This window comes from Sanguibacter sp. TS_SC_8 (genome assembly GCF_055361235.1).
The window spans coordinates 1,902,336-1,920,376 of record NZ_CM143955.1; the positions used below are offsets into that span (position 1 = coordinate 1,902,336).

An 18,041-nucleotide genomic window follows, 5' to 3' on the forward strand; every position below is an offset into this window, starting at 1 on the left:
CGTCCGGCACCGGTGAGACCGGCGGCGCGATCGCCTCGGCGAGCGAGCTCGGCGTCTTCGCCACCCTGCGCCGCGGGGTCCAGGTCTCACCCGAGATCATCGACGGCGTCGTCATCACGCTGCTCCTGGCCATGGGCGCCGCGGGCGGGCGGATTGTCGTGCCGCTCGCGGTGCAGCAGACGGTCGACACCGGGATCCTCGCCCCGGGAGGGGTGGACACCACCCGGGTGGCCTGGCTCGTCTCGGCTGCCGCCGTCGTGCTGCTGCTCGCCGGCATGTGCTCCGCCCTGGTCAACGTCCGCCTGTTCCGCAGCACCGAGGCAGGCCTGGCCTCGCTGCGGGTCAAGGCGTTCCGTCACGTCCACGACCTGTCCGTGCTGTCCCAGAGCACCGAGCGGCGCGGTTCGCTCGTGTCGCGGGTGACCAGCGACGTGGACACGATCTCGTTGTTCGTCCAGTGGGGCGGCATCATGCTGCTCGTCTCGATCCTCCAGATCCTCGCCGCCACCGCCCTCATGGCCGTCTACTCCTGGCAGCTGACCATCGTGGTCTGGGTGTGCTTCGTGCCGCTCTTCTTCGTGCTGCGCCCGGCTCAGAAGAAGGTCAACCAGGCCTACACCGCGGTGCGGGCCAAGGTCGGTGCGATGCTCGGCGCGGTGTCCGAGGCCGTCGTGGGGGCCGAGACCATCCGCGCCTACGGGGTGGGTGAGCGCACCCAGCGACGCATCGACGGCGCGATCGACTCCCACCGCCGCTCCGCGGTCCGCGCGCAGAGCCTCGTCTCGGTCGTCTTCTCCTCCGGCGTGCTCGTCGCGAACCTCGTGCTCAGCGCGGTCGTGGTGGCCGGGACGTACCTCGGGGTCGGGGGGACGCTGACGATCGGGCAGCTGCTCGCCTTCCTCTTCCTCGTCCAGCTCTTCACCGGACCGGTCCAGATGGCCACCGAGATCCTCAATGAGCTGCAGAACGCGGTCGCCGGCTGGCGCCGCGTCCTCGCGGTCCTGGAGACCCCGGTCCTGGTCGCCGACCCCGGTGCGGCCGGCGTCGACAGCCCCCGCGGGCCGGCCGGCATCGAGTTCCGCGGCGTGACCTTCGCCTACCCCGGTGGTGCGCCGGTGCTGCACGGCATCGACCTCGTGCTGCCCCCGCGCACCCGGGTCGCGGTCGTGGGTGCGACCGGCTCGGGCAAGACGACGCTGGCCAAGCTCGCCACCCGGCTCATGGACCCGGTCGGCGGCAGCGTGCTGCTCGACGGGACCGACCTGCGCGACATCCGCGGCGCGAGCCTGCGCCGACGGGTGGTCATGGTCCCGCAGGAGGGCTTCCTCTTCGACGGGTCGCTCGCCGACAACATCGCCTACGGCCACCGGCCCGAGCCGGTCGTGGCTGGCAGCGTGCCCGACGCCGTCCCGGACGGCGTGCCCGACGCACTGCCGGAGGCCCTCCTCGACGGCCTGCTCGACGAGGCGATCACCGACCTCGGCCTCACCGACTGGATCGCCGACCTCCCGGACGGGCTGGCCACGCAGATCGGCCAGCGCGGGGAGTCCCTCTCCGCCGGGGAGCGCCAGCTCGTCGCGATCGCCCGCGCCTACCTCGCCGGGGCTGATCTGCTCGTGCTCGACGAGGCGACCAGCGCCGTCGACCCCGCGACGGAGGTGCGCGTCGCCCGGGCGCTGGACTCCCTGACCCAGGGACGCTCGACGATCACGATCGCGCACCGCCTCTCCACCGCGGAGGCGGCCGACCTCGTCGTCGTCGTGCACGAAGGGCGCATCGCCCAGGTCGGGACGCACCGCGACCTCGTCGCCGGCGAGGGGCACTACGCGCGGATGCACGCCGCCTGGGTCTCGCAGGTGCACTGACCCGGGTGCGCCCAGCTGCGTCCAGGTGCGTCCAGGTGCGCTGACCGGGTGCTCAGGGTGACCCGCACGGCCGGGTCGTGGGAAGATGCACCGGTGTCGATGCCTTCCTCCATCCCCGCCCCTGTCAGTACCCTCGACCCCGAGATCGCCGCGCGCCTCAAGCGCGACGACGCGGGCCTGGTCGCCGCGGTCGTGCAGCAGCACGACACGCGCGAGGTCCTCATGCTCGGCTGGATGGACGACGAGGCGCTCGCCCGCACCCTGTCCAGCGGTCGCGTGACCTTCTTCTCCCGATCCCGTCAGGAGTACTGGCGCAAGGGCGACACCTCCGGGCACGTCCAGTGGGTCAGGTCCGTCGCGATCGACTGCGACGGCGACGCGCTGCTCGTCGAGGTCGACCAGGTCGGTGCGGCCTGCCACACGGGCGAGCGGACCTGCTTCCTCACCGGGGGAGACCTCGGCGCCGTCGTCGGCGCGCGGTCCCCTGAGCACACGCCGACCGCGGACGCCACCACCCCCGCACCCACCAAGGAGCCCTCATCGTGACCGCAGCGCCATCCAGCGGGGGTCCCCGCACCGCCGGGACGCTGGCCTGGGGCCAGACCTGGCCCCAGCTCGAGGAGTTCTGCGAGCTGGCCGCCGGTCGCCGGGTGGTCCCGGTCGTGCGCCGCCTGCTGGCCGACGACGTCACACCGGTCGGGCTGTACCGCACCCTGGCCGCGGGACGCCCGGGCACGTTCATCATGGAGTCCGCCGAGATCGACGGCGGCTGGGCCCGCTACTCCTTCATCGGCGTGAACTCGCGGGCCACGCTCAGCGTGGCCGGCGACGAGGCCGTGTGGAGCGGTGACGTGCCCGCCGGCGTGCCGACGTCGGGCAGCCCGCTCGAGGTGCTCGACGCCACGCTGCGGGTGCTGCACACCGACGCGATCGAGGGCCTGCCCCCGCTCACCGGGGGCCTCGTCGGCGCGCTCGGCTGGGACCTCGTGCGCCGCTGGGAGCCCACGCTGCCGGCGACCGCCCCGGACGAGCTCGGTGTGCCCGAGATGACCCTGTGCCTGGCCAGCGACCTCGCGGTGGTCGACCACATCGACGGCTCGGTCTGGCTCATCGCCAACGCGATCAACTTCGACGCGACCGACGAGCGGGTCGAGGAGGCGCACGCCGACGCCGTCGCGCGGCTGGACGCGATGGAGGCCCAGCTCGTGGCCGCGGCCCCCTCGGGCGCCGACGTGCTGCGGGTCCTGGACCCGGGCGCCACCGAGCCGGAGCTCGAGTTCCGCACCGCCCGCGCGGACTTCGAGCGGGCGGTGGAGACCGGCAAGGTCGCCATCCGCGACGGCGAGGTGTTCCAGGTGGTCATCTCCCAGCGCCTCGACCTCGACTGCCCGGCCGACCCGCTCGACGTCTACCGGGTGCTGCGCACGATCAACCCGAGCCCGTACATGTACTACTTCCAGCTGGTCGACGCCGCAGGACGCGACTTCGCGGTCGTCGGCTCCAGCCCGGAGACCCTGGCCAAGGTGACCGACCGCCGGGTGGTGACGTTCCCGATCGCCGGGTCCCGCCCGCGCGGGACGACCCCGGAGGAGGACCAGCGCCTCGGCGTGGAGCTGCTCGCCGACCCCAAGGAACGCTCCGAGCACATCATGCTCATCGACCTGTCCCGCAACGACCTGGCGAAGGTGTGCGCTCCGTCGAGCGTCGAGGTCGTGGAGTTCATGGCGATCAAGCGGTTCAGCCACATCATGCACATCTGCTCGACCGTCGTGGGTCAGCTGCGCCCCGAGGTCACCGCCCTCGACGTGCTCACCGCGACGTTCCCGGCCGGCACCCTCTCCGGCGCGCCCAAGACCCGCGCGATCGCCCTGATCGACGAGGTGGAGCCCGCCTCGCGAGGGATCTACGGCGGGACCGTGGGGTACTTCGGCTTCGACGGGACGATGGACATGGCGATCGCCATCCGCACCGCGCTGATCCGCGACAACCGGGCCAGCGTCCAGGCCGGCGGCGGGATCGTGGCCGACTCGGTCCCGGCGCTGGAGTACGAGGAGTCGCGGAACAAGGCCGCCGCGGCGGTGCGGTCCGTGCAGATCGCGAGCCGGCTGCGAGCCCGACCATGACCAGAGGAGCGACCGGACGGCGCCAGGTCGTGCTCTCCCTCGTCGCGCTCGGCGCGGCGGGGGTCGCGACCGCGGCGCCCACGTGGCTGACGACCTACGCGTCGACGGTCCTCGACGAGCAGGTCACGGTCACGGTGACCGGCACCGCGGCCGCGGCGGGGGTGAGCGCGGCCGCGCTCGTCGTCGTCGCGGCCGGCCTCGCGCTCGGCCTGGTCGGCCGGGTGGCCCGCTGGTTCACCCTGGTCGTCGTGGTCCTCGGCGGCCTGGTGATCGCCGGCTCCGGCTTCACCTTCATCCGCTCGCCCGACGCCGCGGCACGGTCCGGGGTCGCCGAGGCGACCGGGGTGGTCGGGGTCGTCGGTGACGTGAGCGTGTCCTACGCCCCCTACCTCACCGTCGCCTGCGGTCTCGCGATCATCGCGGTCGCCGTGCGGGCCGCGGTCGCCCCGATCGACTGGGGGAGCCGGACGAGGAAGTACGACACCCGTCATGGCGCGGGGCAGGCCCCGGCGGGCACGAACGAGGCGGGTGCCGCGGGCGCGACGGGCGCCAAGGCCCCGGGTGCGCAGGCTCCGGGAGCCGACCTCGACGAGCGGGACGCCTGGGACGCGCTCACCCAGGGCGACGACCCCACCTGACCCCGCCCGCCCCACCCTGACCCCGCCCGCCCCACCCTGACACCACTGACCCCACCGCCCGCCTGACCGTGCCTGATCGCCCGCCGACGCCCGATGACGTCCCAGCGCGCCAGCATTGGATAGGCTGGGACCACGTTTCCAGGAAAGGCATGACCCATGACTGACAGCTCCGCGCCGATCGACGTCTCGTACCTGCCGCCGTCCTCGCCGCCCTCCAACCACGGGCACACCCTCGCCGCCTGGTTCACGACGATCGTCGTGGTCGTCGGGTCCATCGTCGCCGGCGTCGCGATGTGCGTGCCCGTCGTCTGGCTCGTCTGGGTCGGTGCGGCGATCGTCGTCGTCGGCCTGGTCGGCGGGAAGATCCTGGCCGTCGCCGGCTACGGCCAGCCGCCCGTCGCCGACGACGCAGCTGCTCGTCGCTAGAGCCGTCCCCAGACCCGCCGCGGCACCAGCCGCCGGGCGGGTCCGGGTCGGCTGCGGGGCCTCGCGTCGTCTCACGGGACGCACCGATGAGTCGCTCGTCACGTAGCGGCTCTACGATGACTGGAAGCAGGTCCGCGGGACGCGGACGTGGATGACCGCAGTGAGAGTGCCTCAGTTGGTGCAGGCGATGTTCGGGGAGAAGAGGCGTCATGACGGTGCTCGATGACATTATCGTCGGAGTTCGGGAAGATCTCGCGGTCCGCGAGGCGGCAACGCCGCTCGCTGACCTCAAGGAACGCGCTCTCCGCCAGCCCAACGCGCTCGAGTGCGTCAGCCGGCTCAACCACGAGGACGCCGTGGCGGTGATCGCCGAGGTCAAGCGGTCCAGCCCGAGCAAGGGGGCTCTCGCCCCCATCGCCGACCCGGCGGCCCTCGCCCGCGAGTACGAGAAGGGCGGCGCGTCGGTCATCTCGGTGCTCACCGAGGAACGCCGATTCGGCGGGAGCCTGGCCGACCTCACCGCGGTTCGTGCCGCGGTCGACATCCCGATCCTGCGCAAGGACTTCGTCGTCTCGCCCTACCAGGTGTGGGAGGCCCGTGCCTACGGCGCGGACCTCGTCCTGCTCATCGTCGCCGCCCTCGAGCAGACCGTCCTGGAGTCGCTCGTGGAGCGGGTGCACTCCTTGGGCATGACCGCGCTGGTCGAGGTGCACACCGTGGACGAGGTGACCCGGGCGCTGGACGCCGGGGCGCGCCTGGTCGGGGTCAACGCCCGCAACCTCAAGACCCTCGAGGTCGACCGCACGACCTTCGCGCGGCTCGCCCCGGCCGTCCCCGACGGTGTGGTGCGCATCGCCGAGTCCGGTGTCCGCGGCCCGCACGACGTCATGGACTACGCCCGGTCCGGGGCGAACGCCGTCCTGGTGGGGGAGGCCCTGGTCACCGGTGAGTCGCCGCGCTCCGCCGTGGCCGACCTCGTCGCCGCCGGCTCACACCCCTCGCTCTGGGCCGTCCGGCACTGACACACCCAGCTCTCCCGGTGTCCTCGCAGGGCGGTCCGACCTCATCGGCGCGTCCCGGAGGCGCCGATCGTCGCAACTCTGGAAGGCCCAACCCCTTGCCTGAATCACTGCAGAACCTCCAAGGCCCCTACTTCGGCGAGTTCGGCGGACGCTACGTCCCAGAGGCCCTGATCGCTGCCCTCGACGAGCTCGACGCCGAGTACCACAAGGCAGTCGCCGACCCGGCGTTCGCCGCCGAGCTGAACGAGCTGCACCGGTCCTACAGCGGGCGCCCGAGCATCATCACCGAGGTGCCGCGGTTCGCGAAGCACGCCGGTGGAGCCCGGATCATCCTCAAGCGCGAGGACCTCAACCACACCGGGTCGCACAAGATCAACAACGTCCTCGGCCAGGCGCTCCTCACCAAGCGGCTGGGCAAAAAGCGGGTCATCGCCGAGACCGGCGCCGGCCAGCACGGCGTCGCCACCGCCACCGCCGCAGCGCTCTTCGACCTCGAGTGTGTCGTGTACATGGGCGAGGAAGACACCCAGCGTCAGGCGCTCAACGTCGCCCGGATGCGCCTGCTCGGCGCCGAGGTGATCCCCGTGACGACCGGCTCACGCACCCTCAAGGACGCGATCAACGAGGCGCTGCGCGACTGGGTGACGAACGTGGAGACGACCAACTACGTCTTCGGGACCGCCGCGGGCCCGCACCCCTTCCCCACGATGGTCCGTGACTTCCAGCGCGTCATCGGTGTCGAGGCCCGCCAGCAGGTCCTCGACCTCACCGGCCGGCTGCCCGACGTCGTGGCGGCCTGCGTCGGCGGCGGGTCGAACGCGATCGGCATCTTCGACGCCTTCCTCGACGACGCGGGCGTCCGCCTGGTCGGCTTCGAGGCCGGCGGCGACGGTGTCGAGACCGGCCGGCACGCCTCCTCGATCACTGGCGGGGCGCCCGGCGTGCTGCACGGCGCCCGGTCCTACCTGCTCCAGGACGAGGACGGGCAGACGAAGGAGAGCCACTCGATCTCGGCGGGCCTGGACTACCCCGGGGTCGGCCCCGAGCACTCCTTCCTCGCCGACATCAAGCGGGCCGAGTACCACCCGATCACCGACGCGGAGGCGATGGAGGCCCTGCGCCTGCTCAGCCGCACCGAGGGCATCATCCCCGCGATCGAGTCCGCCCACGCCCTCGCCGGTGCCATCAAGCTGGGCCTGGAGGCCCGTGCCGCGGGCCGCACGGACGAGCTCATCCTGGTGAACCTGTCCGGCCGTGGTGACAAGGACGTGGCCACGGCCGCGCGGTGGTTCGACCTCGTCGACGCCGACACCGACCTCAGCGCAGAAGGAGCAGACGCGTGAGCGCCACCGCACGTCGGATCGACGAGCTCAAGGCTGAGGGGCGCGCCGCGCTCATCGGCTACCTGCCGATCGGGTTCCCCACCCTCGAGCAGTCCATCGAGACCGCCCGGACGCTCATCGAGTCCGGGGCGGACATCCTCGAGCTGGGCATCCCGTACTCCGACCCGGTCATGGACGGCGCCACGATCCAGGACGCGGTGACCATCGCGCTGGAGGGCGGGTCCCGGGTCAAGGACGTGTTCACGGTGATCGAGGCGGTCGCCGGGCTCGGCGCCCCGGTGCTCGTCATGACGTACTTCAACCCGGTGCTGCGCTACGGGGTCGACGCCTTCGCCCGCGACCTCGCGGCCGCCGGGGGAGCCGGGCTCATCACCCCCGACCTCGTCCCCGAGGAGGCCGCGGAGTGGATCGCCGCCGCCGACGCCCGGGACCTCGACAAGGTCTTCCTCGTCGCCCCGAGCTCGACCCCGCAGCGCCTCGCGCTGACCGCTGCTGCCTCGCGCGGCTTCGTGTACGCGGCCTCGACGATGGGTGTGACCGGGGAGCGGGCCACGGTCGGCTCCCGGGCCGAGCAGCTCGTCGCGGCGACCCGCGCGGCCGGCGCCGAGCGTGTGTGCGTCGGCCTCGGTGTCTCCCGCCCGGAGCAGGCCGCCGAGGTCGGGCGGTACGCCGACGGCGTGATCGTCGGTTCCGCCTTCGTCAAGCCGCTGCTCGGGGACGGACCGTTCGCCGAGCGTCTGGCGGCGATGAGCGACGTCGCCCGCGGCCTCGCGGCCGGTGTCCGCTCGGCCCGCGCGGGAGCGGGGCAGAGCGCGTGAGCGCCTCGGAGCAGACCCTGACGATCCTCGCCTCGATCCCCAGCCCGAGCACGGGCGTGTGGCACCTGGGGCCGCTGCCGCTGCGCGCCTACGCCTTCGCGATCCTCATTGGGATCTTCGTCGCCGCGTGGCTCACCGGCAAGCGCTGGGAGGAACGCGGCGGCCTGGCCGACGAGGTCTACGAGATCGCCTACTGGGCGGTGCCCTTCGGCATCGTCGGCGGGCGTATCTATCACGTCTTCAGCTCCCCGGACGCCTACTTCGGGGAGGGCGGAGACCCGCTCAAGGCCTTCGCGATCTGGGAGGGTGGGCTCGGCATCTGGGGCGCCGTGGCGTTCGGCGCCGTCGGCGCGTACATCGGGTGCCGTCGCGCCGGGGTGAGCTTCGGTGCCTTCGCCGACGCGCTCGCCCCCGGGCTGCTCATCGCCCAGGCGATCGGACGGCTCGGCAACTGGTTCAACCAGGAGCTCTTCGGCAGCCCGACGACTCTGCCGTGGGGGCTGGAGATCGGCCAGAACCACCTGCCCGCCGGGTACCCGGTGGGCACCCTCTTCCACCCCACCTTCCTCTACGAGATGGTCTGGAACCTCGCTGCCGCGGCGCTGCTGATCTACCTCGACCGCCGCTTCCGGCTCGGTCACGGCCGGGTGTTCTGGCTCTACGTCGTCTTCTACACGGCCGGTCGGCTGTGGATCGAGCTGCTGCGCATCGACGCCGCCGAGACGGTCCTCGGGCTGCGCCTCAACGTGTGGACCTCGATCGTCGTCGGCCTCGGTGCGCTGGTCGCCTTCATCGTCGTGGGGCGGCGTGGCGGTGCCCGGGAGGAGACCGTCTATCTCGACCCGAGCAGGGCAGCACGGGCGCGCGCAGCGGCCGACGCGGACGACGCGACGGACGACGCGGCGGACGACGCCACGCAGGACGGGACCGCCGAGACGGGGTCGTATCCTGAGACAGGCACGGGGTCTTCGGCGGACTCCGTGACCACGCCCGAAACAGACGATGCACCGAAGAAGCCCAGGTCAGGCCGCAGCAAAGGTCAAGAGTCCCACGGCGTGTGACCTGAGTGACTCTGCTGCGAAACGTCGTCGAAACAACTGAACAGTACTGTCATGTCGTTTGGGCCGATGGCGTCCCTCAAATCCCCCCAGTAAAGCAAAGCCTGCGTCAAGCAGGCCCTCCGTGAGGACGGTGTTGATGTCCACGCCGCTGAAAAGTGCAAGCAGTTCCCCCAGGCCCGACGCACCCGGAGCGCAAGGTCTCTACGACCCGCGCGCCGAGCACGACGCCTGCGGTGTGGCCTTCGTGGCCACGCTGCGTGGGACGCCTGGGCGGGACATCGTCGACGCCGGCCTGACCGCTCTGCTCAACCTCGACCACCGCGGTGCGGTGGGCGCCGAGGCGAACAGCGGGGACGGCGCGGGGATCCTCACCCAGATCCCGGACGCCTTCATCCGTGACGTCGTCGCGGCGGACCTGCCCCCGGTGGGCTCCTACGCCATCGGGATGGCGTTCCTGCCCCAGGACCGCGTGGAGGCCGACGAGGTCGCCCGTGCGGTCGAGGCGATCGCGGCCGAGGAGAAGCTCGAGGTCCTCGCGTGGCGTGAGGTCCCGGTGACCGCCGACCTCGTCGGTCCCAGCGCCCGCGCCTCGATGCCGACCTTCCGCCAGGTGGTCCTCGCCGACCCGGCCCGCGAGCTGTCCGGCATCGACCTCGACCGTCGTGCCTTCCGGCTGCGCAAGCGTGCCGAGAACGAGTTGGGGCTCTTCTTCGCCTCGCTGTCCGCCCGCACGCTCACCTACAAGGGCATGCTCACGACGGCCCAGCTCGAGCCCTTCTTCCCGGACCTGTCCGACCCCCGCTACGCGAGCGAGCTCGCCCTGGTCCACTCGCGGTTCTCGACCAACACCTTCCCGTCCTGGCCGCTCGCCCAGCCGTTCCGGATGATCGCCCACAACGGTGAGATCAACACCGTCCGCGGGAACCGCAACTGGATGGCCGCCCGGCAGGGCAAGCTGGCCAGCGACAACCTCGGTGACCTGACGACGCTGCTCCCGATCTGCTCGGACGGGTCGAGCGACTCCGCGTCCTTCGACGAGGTGCTCGAGCTGCTCCACCTCGGTGGACGGTCGCTCCCGCACGCCGTGCTCATGATGATTCCCGAGGCGTGGGAGAACCACGCCGAGATGTCCCCCGAGCGTCGCGCCTTCTACGAGTACCACGCCAACCTCATGGAGGCGTGGGACGGCCCCGCGTGCCTGACCTTCACCGACGGCACGCTCATGGGCGCGGTCCTGGACCGCAACGGGCTGCGCCCGGGCCGGTTCTGGGTCACCCAGGACGGTCTGGTCGTGCTCGCCTCCGAGGCAGGCGTCCTGGACCTGGACCCCGCGACCATCGTGCAGAAGGGCCGGCTCGAGCCCGGCAAGATGTTCCTCGTCGACACCGCCGCCGGTCGGATCGTCTCCGACGACGAGGTCAAGTCCCAGCTCGCCGCGCAGCGCCCGTACCGCCAGTGGGTCGAGGAGAACTCGATCTACCTCGACACGCTCCCCGACCGGGAGCACGTCATCCACTCCCCGGCGTCGGTGCAGCGTCGCCAGCGGGCGTTCGGCTACACCGCGGAGGAGGTGAAGATCCTCCTCACCCCGATGGCCAACAACGCGGCCGAGCCGCTCGGCGCGATGGGGACCGACACCCCCGTCGCCGTGCTCTCCAACCGCCCCCGGGTCCTCTTCGACTACTTCACGCAGATGTTCGCGCAGGTGACCAACCCGCCGCTGGACGCCATCCGCGAGGAGCTCGTCACCGCGATCGGCGGCGCGATCGGCCCCGAGCCGAACCTGCTCTCCGACTCCCCGGACCACGCCCGCAAGGTCGTGCTGTCCTTCCCGGTCATCGACAACGACGACCTCGCCAAGATCATCAACATCCACAAGGCCCCCTCGATCTCGGGGACCTTCTCCGCCATCACCGTCCGCGGCCTCTACCCCGTCGCCGGGGGAGGGGCGGCCCTGCGGGCACGCCTGGAGGAGATCTTCGCCGAGGTCGACGAGGCGGTCGCCCGCGGCACGAGCTTCATCGTGCTCTCCGACCGGGACTCCCACCAGGACCTCGCACCGATCCCGTCGTTGCTGCTCACCAGTGCCGTGCACCACCACCTGCTGCGCAAGCACACCCGCACCCAGGTCTCGCTCGTCGTGGAGGCCGGTGACGTCCGCGAGGTGCACCACGTCGCGCTGCTCATCGGCTACGGCGCGGCCGCGGTCAACCCGTATCTTGCGATGGAGACCGTCGAGGACCTCGCCACCACGAGCTATGTGACGGTGAGCCCCGAGCAGGCCGTGAGCAACCTCATCAAGGCCCTCGGCAAGGGCGTGCTCAAGGTCATGTCGAAGATGGGCATCTCGACGATGTCCTCCTACCGTGGTGCGCAGGTCTTCGAGGCCATCGGGCTCTCCCACGAGCTGGTCGGCGACTACTTCACCGGCACCACGAGCCGCCTCGGAGGCATCGGCCTCGACGTCATCGCCGCCGAGGTCGCCGCCCGCCACGCCGAGGCCTACCCGGCCTCGGGGAACTTCCAGGCTCACCAGTCCCTGGCGGTCGGCGGGGAGTACCAGTGGCGCCGCGACGGCGAGGAGCACCTCTTCGACCCCGAGACGGTCTTCCGCCTGCAGCACTCCACCCGGACCCGCCAGTTCGACGTCTTCCGTGAGTACACCAAGCGGGTCGACGACCAGACCGAACGGCTCATGACGCTGCGCGGGCTGCTCGAGTTCAAGGACGGGCTGCGCCCACCGCTGCCCATCGACGAGGTCGAACCGATCTCCGAGATCGTCAAGCGCTTCAACACCGGGGCCATGTCCTACGGGTCCATCTCCGCCGAGACGCACGAGACGCTCGCGAGCGCGATGAACCAGCTCGGTGGACGCTCCAACACCGGCGAGGGCGGGGAAGACCCCGAGCGCCTGTACGACCCGGCTCGCCGCAGCAAGGTCAAGCAGATCGCCTCCGGGCGGTTCGGGGTGACGTCGGAGTACCTGACCAACGCGGACGACATCCAGATCAAGCTCGCCCAGGGCGCCAAGCCCGGCGAGGGTGGTCAGCTGCCCGGTCACAAGGTCTACCCGTGGGTCGCCAAGACGCGGCACTCGACTCCCGGCGTCGGGCTCATCTCCCCGCCGCCGCACCACGACATCTACTCGATCGAGGACCTCGCCCAGCTCATCCACGACGCCAAGAACGCCAACCCGGCGGCGCGGATCCACGTCAAGCTCGTCTCCGAGTTCGGCGTCGGCACGGTCGCGGCGGGAGTGTCCAAGGCGCACGCCGACGTCGTGCTCATCTCCGGGCACGACGGCGGCACCGGCGCGAGCCCGCTGACCTCCCTCAAGCACGCCGGGACGCCGTGGGAGATCGGTCTGGCCGAGACCCAGCAGACCCTCGTGCTCAACAACCTGCGCGACCGCATCGTCGTGCAGGTCGACGGGCAGATGAAGACCGGCCGTGACGTCATCATCGGTGCCCTGCTCGGGGCCGAGGAGTTCGGCTTCGCGACGGCGCCGATGGTCGTCTCCGGCTGCATCATGATGCGGGTGTGCCACCTGGACACCTGCCCGGTCGGCGTGGCCACCCAGAACCCGGAGCTGCGCGCACGCTTCAGCGGCAAGCCGGAGTTCGTCGTGACGTTCTTCGAGTTCATCGCCCAGGAGGTCCGCGAGCACCTGGCGGCCCTGGGCTTCCGGACGATCGAGGAGGCTGTCGGGCAGGTGCAGACCCTCGACGCGCGCCGCGCGATCACCCACTGGAAGGCCCAGGGGCTCGACCTCGGGCCCGTGCTCACGGTGCCCCAGCCGGTCCCGGGCGCCTCGCTGCGCAACACCACGACCCAGGACCACGGGCTCGCCCGGGCCCTGGACCACCAGCTCATCGCCCTCGCCGCGCAGGCGCTCGAGGACGGCACGCCGGTCGAGATCGCGCTGCCTGTGCGCAACGTCAACCGCACCGTGGGGACCATGCTCGGCCACGAGGTGACCAAGCGGTACCGCGGCGCGGGTCTGCCGGAGGACACCATCGACGTCACGCTGACCGGCTCGGCCGGTCAGTCCCTCGGTGCCTTCCTGCCGCGCGGGGTGACCCTGCGGCTGTTCGGAGACGCCAACGACTATGTCGGCAAGGGCCTCTCGGGCGGACGGATCATCGTGCGCCCGGACCGGTCCGCGGTGCTGACCGGGACGAACAACGTCATCGCCGGCAACGTCATCGCCTACGGAGCCACGTCGGGGGAGATCTTCCTGCGCGGCTACGTCGGTGAACGCTTCGGCGTGCGCAACTCCGGCGCGACCCTCGTGGTCGAGGGTGTGGGTGACCACGGCTGCGAGTACATGACCGGCGGCACCGTCCTCGTCCTGGGTGGCACCGGCCGCAACTTCGGTGCCGGCATGTCCGGCGGCACCGCCTACGTCCTCGACCTGCGCCGGGAGGCGCTCAACGTCGCCGCCGCCACGACCGGGGAGCTCACCCTCTCCGGACTGGACGACGACGACGCGCGCGTCGTGGAGGACCTGCTGCGCCGGCACCTCGCCGAGACGCACTCTCGGGTGGCCGACGCGCTGCTCGCCGACTTCGAGGCCGCCCGTGCGCGGTTCACGAAGATCCTGCCGACGGAGTTCGCCCGTATCCGCTCGGCGCTCGCCAAGGCTGACGTCGACGGTGTCGACGTCTCCGCACCCGGTGTCTGGGAAGAGATTTTGGAGGGCTCCCGTGGCTGACCCCCGTGGATTCTTGAAGACCCGGGAGCGTCAGCTCCCGGCGTACCGCCCCGTCGAGGTGCGGCTGCTGGACTGGCGCGAGGTGCACGAGCACCGGGTCGAAGACTCGGCCTTCGTCAAGGTCCAGGCCAGCCGGTGCATGGACTGTGGCATCCCGTTCTGCCACCAGGGCTGCCCGCTGGGCAACCTCATCCCCGACTGGAACGACCTCGTGCGCCGGGACGAGTGGGAGGACGCGATCGAGCGTCTGCACGCCACGAACAACTTCCCCGAGTTCACCGGTCGGGTCTGCCCGGCGCCGTGCGAGTCGAGCTGTGTGCTCGGCATCAACCAGCCCGCGGTGACCATCAAGAACGTCGAGGTCACGATCATCGACGAGGCGTTCGCGCGGGGCTACGTGGTCCCGATGATCCCGCAGCGCCTGACCGGCAAGACCGTCGCCGTCGTGGGGTCGGGGCCGGCCGGGCTGGCCGCTGCCCAGCAGCTCACCCGGGCGGGCCACACGGTCGCGGTCTATGAGCGCGACGACGCCATCGGCGGACTGCTGCGCTACGGGATCCCCGACTTCAAGCTCGAGAAGAGCCACATCGACCGCCGGCTGGCGCAGATGACGGCGGAGGGGACCCGGTTCCGGGCCGGGGTGGAGATCGGCGTCGACGTGACCTGGGAGGAGCTCCGGTCCCGGTTCGACGCGGTGATCGTGGCTACCGGTGCGACCGTCCCGCGCGGGCTGCCCATCCCGGGCAACGACCTGGACGGGGTGCACTTCGCGATGGAGTTCCTGCCGCAGGCCAACGCCGTCGTGGCAGGCCAAGAGGTCCCCGACCAGATCGTGGCGACCGGCAAGCACGTCATCGTCATCGGTGGCGGTGACACCGGCTCGGACTGCATCGGCACGTCGCTGCGCCAGGGCGCGGCGTCCGTCACGACGCTGGCCATCGGCAAGCGGCCCCCGCTGCAGCGCACGGCGAACCAGCCCTGGCCCACCGACCCGCTGCTCTTCGAGGTGTCCAGCTCGCACGCCGAGGGCGGGGAGCGCGACTACCTCGCCTCGACCGTCGAGTTCGTCGGCGACGCCAAGGGCCAGCTCGTGGCGCTCAAGGTCGCCACGACCGCGTACCTGCCCGACGGGCGCCGCGCTCCTGCCCCCGGCACCGAGCGGATCATCCCGGCCGACCTCGTGCTCATCGCGATGGGGTTCACCGGTCCCGAGACCGACTCGATCGTCGGCCAGACGGGCTCGGAGCTGACACCGCGGGGCCTGCTGGCCCGCCGCGAGGACTTCTCCTCCTCGGTCCCCGGGCTGTTCATCACCGGAGACGCAGGTCGCGGCCAGTCTCTCATCGTGTGGGCCATTGCCGAAGGACGGGCTACGGCGGCTACCGTAGACGCATACCTGCAGGGCAGCACTGAGCTCCCGGCGCCCGTCAAGGCCACGACCGCCGCGTTACGTCCCTGAGCACGGCGCCCCGAGCACGCGTGCACGGGGCGCCGCAAGACTTTCGTCCCGACTGCAGTACTTACCCAAGCAACTAGGCTGGAGCTATGCGCAGAGCAAAGATCGTTTGCACCATCGGACCCGTAACCGCCTCCCTCGAGCAGCTGCAGAACCTGGTCGACGCCGGAATGGACGTCGCCCGGATCAACCGTAGCCACGGGGAGCCCTCAGAGCACGAAGCCGTCTACCACAACGTGCGTGCGGCCGCGAAGGCCTCCGGCCGTTCGGTCGCCGTCCTCGTCGACCTCCAGGGCCCCAAGATCCGTCTTGGCCGCTTCCTGAACGACGAGAAGCAGTGGCTCAACGTCGGTGACACGTTCACCATCACGACCGAAGACGTCGTGGGCACCAAGGAGCTCGTCTCCACCACGCACAAGGGCCTCCCCAACGACGCCCGCGTCGGCGACCCGATCCTCATCGACGACGGCCGTGTCCTCGTCCGTGTCATCGCGGTCGAGGGCCCCCGGGTCGTCACCCGCGTCGAGGTCTCCGGACCCGTCTCCAACAACAAGGGCCTCAACCTCCCCGGTGTCGCCGTCTCCGTCCCGGCCATGTCCGACAAGGACGAGGCTGACCTGCGCTGGGCCCTGCGCCTGGGTGCGGACATCATCGCCCTGTCCTTCGTGCGCAGCGCGGTCGACTACGACGACGTGCGTCGCATCATGGAGGAGGAAGGCCGCGTCCTTCCCGTCATCGCCAAGATCGAGAAGCCGCAGGCAGTGGAGAACCTCGTCGAGATCATCGACGCCTTCGACGGCATCATGGTCGCCCGTGGTGACCTCGGCGTCGAGCTCCCCCTCGAGCAGGTTCCGCTCGTGCAGAAGCGTGCGATCGAGCTCGCTCGCCGCGCCGCGAAGCCGGTCATCGTGGCCACCCAGGTCCTCGAGTCGATGATCACCGCTCCCCGCCCGACCCGCGCCGAGGCCTCGGACTGCGCCAACGCCGTCCTCGACGGTGCAGACGCCGTCATGCTCTCCGGTGAGACGAGCGTCGGTGACTACCCGATCGAGGCCGTGCGCGTCATGGCACGCATCATCGAGAGCACCGAGGAGCTCGGCCGCGAGCGGATCGCCCCCCTCGGGTCGACGCCGCACACCCGCGGTGGAGCGATCACGCGTGCCGCCGCCGAGATCGGTGAGATCCTCGGCGTCAAGTACCTCGTGACCTTCACCCAGTCCGGCGACTCCGCGCGTCGGATGTCCCGTCTGCGCTCGGCGCTGCCGCTGCTCGCGTTCACCCCGCGCAGCGACGTCCGCAGCGTCCTGTCCCTGACCTGGGGCACGCAGTCCTACGAGGTTCCCTCGGTCGACAGCACCGACGCGATGGTCCGCCAGGTCGACACGACCCTGCAGGCCAACGGCCTTGCCGAGATCGGCGACCTCGTGGTTGTCGTCTCCGGCGCACCGGTCGGCGTCTCCGGCACGACCAACTCGATCCTCGTGCACCGCATCGGCGACGAGGTCTGAGCACCGACGCTGGTCACCTGACCAGCCGGTGATCCTGCCCGACGACGAAGCCCTCGCCTCCTGCACAGGAGGCGAGGGCTTCGTCGTGGGTGGACCGGGGCTCAGGCGCCCTGGAGCAGGCCGGCGAGGGCGACGAGCGAGCCGTAGCCCGCGTAGACGGTCATCGGGATCGCCACGGCCCACTCGCGGCGTGACCCGGTGTCCCCGAGCACCGGCAGGGCGATCCGCCCGGTGGGCAGCCACAGGTCGTTGAGCAGCTGGGTCCGGCGCCACCAGCGCGGGGGACGCGGGCGCAGCGGCCACAGCACGGGGATCCCGCCCGTGGTGAGCAGGTCGCCGGCGATGTGCACGGCGACCCCGAGCCCGACGGCGATCGGCAGCCATTCCCACTCCTGCGGGGCGTACAGGGTGACGAGGGTGGACACGACGAGGGCGATGCCCCACGAGCGCAGCCAGCTGCCGTCGTTGGTGATCTTGAGGGCCTTCGCGGCGTAGGCGACGAGCAGCAGCGAGAGCACCCCGGCGCCCACCGCGACCCGGCCGAAGGTCTCCGTCTCCAGTCCGACCAGCCCTGCGCCGACGGCGAGGAGGACGGCGAGGGGGACAGCGAGCAGCCCGTGCGTGGCGTTGCGGTGGCCGCCGCTGAGAGTCGCGACGACCCGGGTGACGATCTTCGACAGCGGGGGCAGGGAGTTCGAGATGGTCCCGGAGTGGTGGTCGGCGTCGGGCAGCAGGGCCGCGCCGGCGCAGACGACGGCGCCGATGATGAGGCCGGAGTCGGACACGGGGTAGAGGCCGAGCATGAGGGGGCCGGTGCCGGCGACCGCGACCCAGGCCGCCGAGCCGGAGATCGCGTGGTGCGCGCCCATCATGAGGGGCGTCCGGGGGCCGGGTGCCCGACGGTCGTGGGCAGGGGAGCGGGCGGGTGAGCGGGGTGGGTCGAACGCGTGATGATGGTCTCTGTCCGTCGGTGCTGCCTGAAAGAATCAGGCTACGTACGCGCGTTCGAACAAGTCAATCTGGTGGGCACACGTCACACGCCGGTGCCCCCGGTGCTCGGTCGATCA

Annotated in this window: 13 protein-coding genes; 12 read left to right on the forward strand and 1 reads right to left on the reverse strand. The window is 71.3% G+C overall.

All coding sequences use genetic code 11. The features are described from left to right. Positions 1–29: 29 nt before the first annotated feature. The 12 genes from ACWA15_RS08635 to pyk all read left to right on the forward strand — a co-directional run bounded on the left by ACWA15_RS08635 (position 30) and on the right by pyk (position 16,974). The gene (locus ACWA15_RS08635) at positions 30–1,865 is read left to right on the forward strand and encodes an ABC transporter ATP-binding protein (RefSeq protein ID WP_464059462.1); all 1,836 of its coding nucleotides are present in this window, start codon (positions 30–32) and stop codon (positions 1,863–1,865) included. A gap of 99 nt (positions 1,866–1,964) precedes the next feature. Continuing rightward, positions 1,965–2,411, forward strand: coding sequence for a phosphoribosyl-AMP cyclohydrolase (hisI, locus tag ACWA15_RS08640; protein ID WP_464059203.1), 447 nt, complete (start codon positions 1,965–1,967; stop codon positions 2,409–2,411). Then, on the forward strand, positions 2,408–3,988 hold the full coding sequence (locus ACWA15_RS08645; RefSeq protein WP_464059204.1) for an anthranilate synthase component I: 1,581 nt from the start codon (positions 2,408–2,410) through the stop codon (positions 3,986–3,988). Before hisI ends, ACWA15_RS08645 begins: the two co-directional genes overlap by 4 nt. Next, on the forward strand, positions 3,985–4,626 hold the full coding sequence (locus tag ACWA15_RS08650) for a Trp biosynthesis-associated membrane protein (protein WP_464059205.1): 642 nt from the start codon (positions 3,985–3,987) through the stop codon (positions 4,624–4,626). The genes ACWA15_RS08645 and ACWA15_RS08650 overlap by 4 nt, the downstream gene beginning before the upstream one ends. Before the next feature lie 156 nt (positions 4,627–4,782). After that, complete coding sequence (locus ACWA15_RS08655) at positions 4,783–5,052, forward strand: HGxxPAAW family protein (RefSeq protein WP_464059206.1); 270 nt, start codon at positions 4,783–4,785, stop codon at positions 5,050–5,052. A 209-nt stretch (positions 5,053–5,261) separates the two neighbouring features. After that, entirely contained in the window at positions 5,262–6,074 is an 813-nt protein-coding gene (gene trpC, locus ACWA15_RS08660) for an indole-3-glycerol phosphate synthase TrpC (protein WP_464059207.1), read from the forward strand. A gap of 95 nt (positions 6,075–6,169) precedes the next feature. Then, the gene (gene trpB, locus ACWA15_RS08665) at positions 6,170–7,417 is read left to right on the forward strand and encodes a tryptophan synthase subunit beta (RefSeq protein ID WP_464059209.1); all 1,248 of its coding nucleotides are present in this window, start codon (positions 6,170–6,172) and stop codon (positions 7,415–7,417) included. Then, a complete protein-coding gene (gene trpA / locus ACWA15_RS08670) occupies positions 7,414–8,235 on the forward strand; it encodes a tryptophan synthase subunit alpha (protein WP_464059211.1) in 822 nt (273 codons plus the stop codon). Before trpB ends, trpA begins: the two co-directional genes overlap by 4 nt. Then, positions 8,232–9,296 carry a prolipoprotein diacylglyceryl transferase gene (lgt, locus tag ACWA15_RS08675; protein WP_464059213.1) on the forward strand — a complete coding sequence of 355 codons (1,065 nt, stop codon included), beginning with the start codon at positions 8,232–8,234 and terminating at the stop codon, positions 9,294–9,296. Before trpA ends, lgt begins: the two co-directional genes overlap by 4 nt. A 136-nt stretch (positions 9,297–9,432) precedes the next feature. Beyond that, positions 9,433–14,010 (forward strand): glutamate synthase large subunit, encoded by a 4,578-nt coding sequence (gltB, locus tag ACWA15_RS08680; RefSeq protein WP_464059214.1) that lies wholly within the window; start codon positions 9,433–9,435, stop codon positions 14,008–14,010. Further along, a complete protein-coding gene (locus tag ACWA15_RS08685) occupies positions 14,003–15,469 on the forward strand; it encodes a glutamate synthase subunit beta (protein ID WP_464059215.1) in 1,467 nt (488 codons plus the stop codon). The genes gltB and ACWA15_RS08685 overlap by 8 nt, the downstream gene beginning before the upstream one ends. 86 nt (positions 15,470–15,555) lie before the next feature. Further along, entirely contained in the window at positions 15,556–16,974 is a 1,419-nt protein-coding gene (gene pyk / locus ACWA15_RS08690) for a pyruvate kinase (RefSeq protein ID WP_464059216.1), read from the forward strand. Between the two features lie 101 nt (positions 16,975–17,075). Here the strand turns inward: pyk and ACWA15_RS08695 are convergent, their stop codons facing one another. Next, entirely contained in the window at positions 17,076–17,846 is a 771-nt protein-coding gene (locus ACWA15_RS08695) for a metal-dependent hydrolase (RefSeq protein ID WP_464059217.1), read from the reverse strand. Positions 17,847–18,041: the final 195 nt, after the last annotated feature.

What these genes read in the sequence shown, in the direction of transcription:
- hisI (WP_464059203.1), top strand. Translation starts at nt 1,965, where the DNA reads ATGCCTTCCTCCATCCCCGCCCCTGTCAGTACCCTCGACCCCGAGATC.
- ACWA15_RS08650 (WP_464059205.1), top strand. Translation starts at nt 3,985, where the DNA reads ATGACCAGAGGAGCGACCGGACGGCGCCAGGTCGTGCTCTCCCTCGTC.
- ACWA15_RS08655 (WP_464059206.1), top strand. Translation starts at nt 4,783, where the DNA reads ATGACTGACAGCTCCGCGCCGATCGACGTCTCGTACCTGCCGCCGTCC.
- trpC (WP_464059207.1), top strand. Translation starts at nt 5,262, where the DNA reads ATGACGGTGCTCGATGACATTATCGTCGGAGTTCGGGAAGATCTCGCG.
- gltB (WP_464059214.1), top strand. Translation starts at nt 9,433, where the DNA reads ATGTCCACGCCGCTGAAAAGTGCAAGCAGTTCCCCCAGGCCCGACGCA.
- pyk (WP_464059216.1), top strand. Translation starts at nt 15,556, where the DNA reads ATGCGCAGAGCAAAGATCGTTTGCACCATCGGACCCGTAACCGCCTCC.
- ACWA15_RS08695 (WP_464059217.1), bottom strand. Translation starts at nt 17,846, where the DNA reads ATGATGGGCGCGCACCACGCGATCTCCGGCTCGGCGGCCTGGGTCGCG.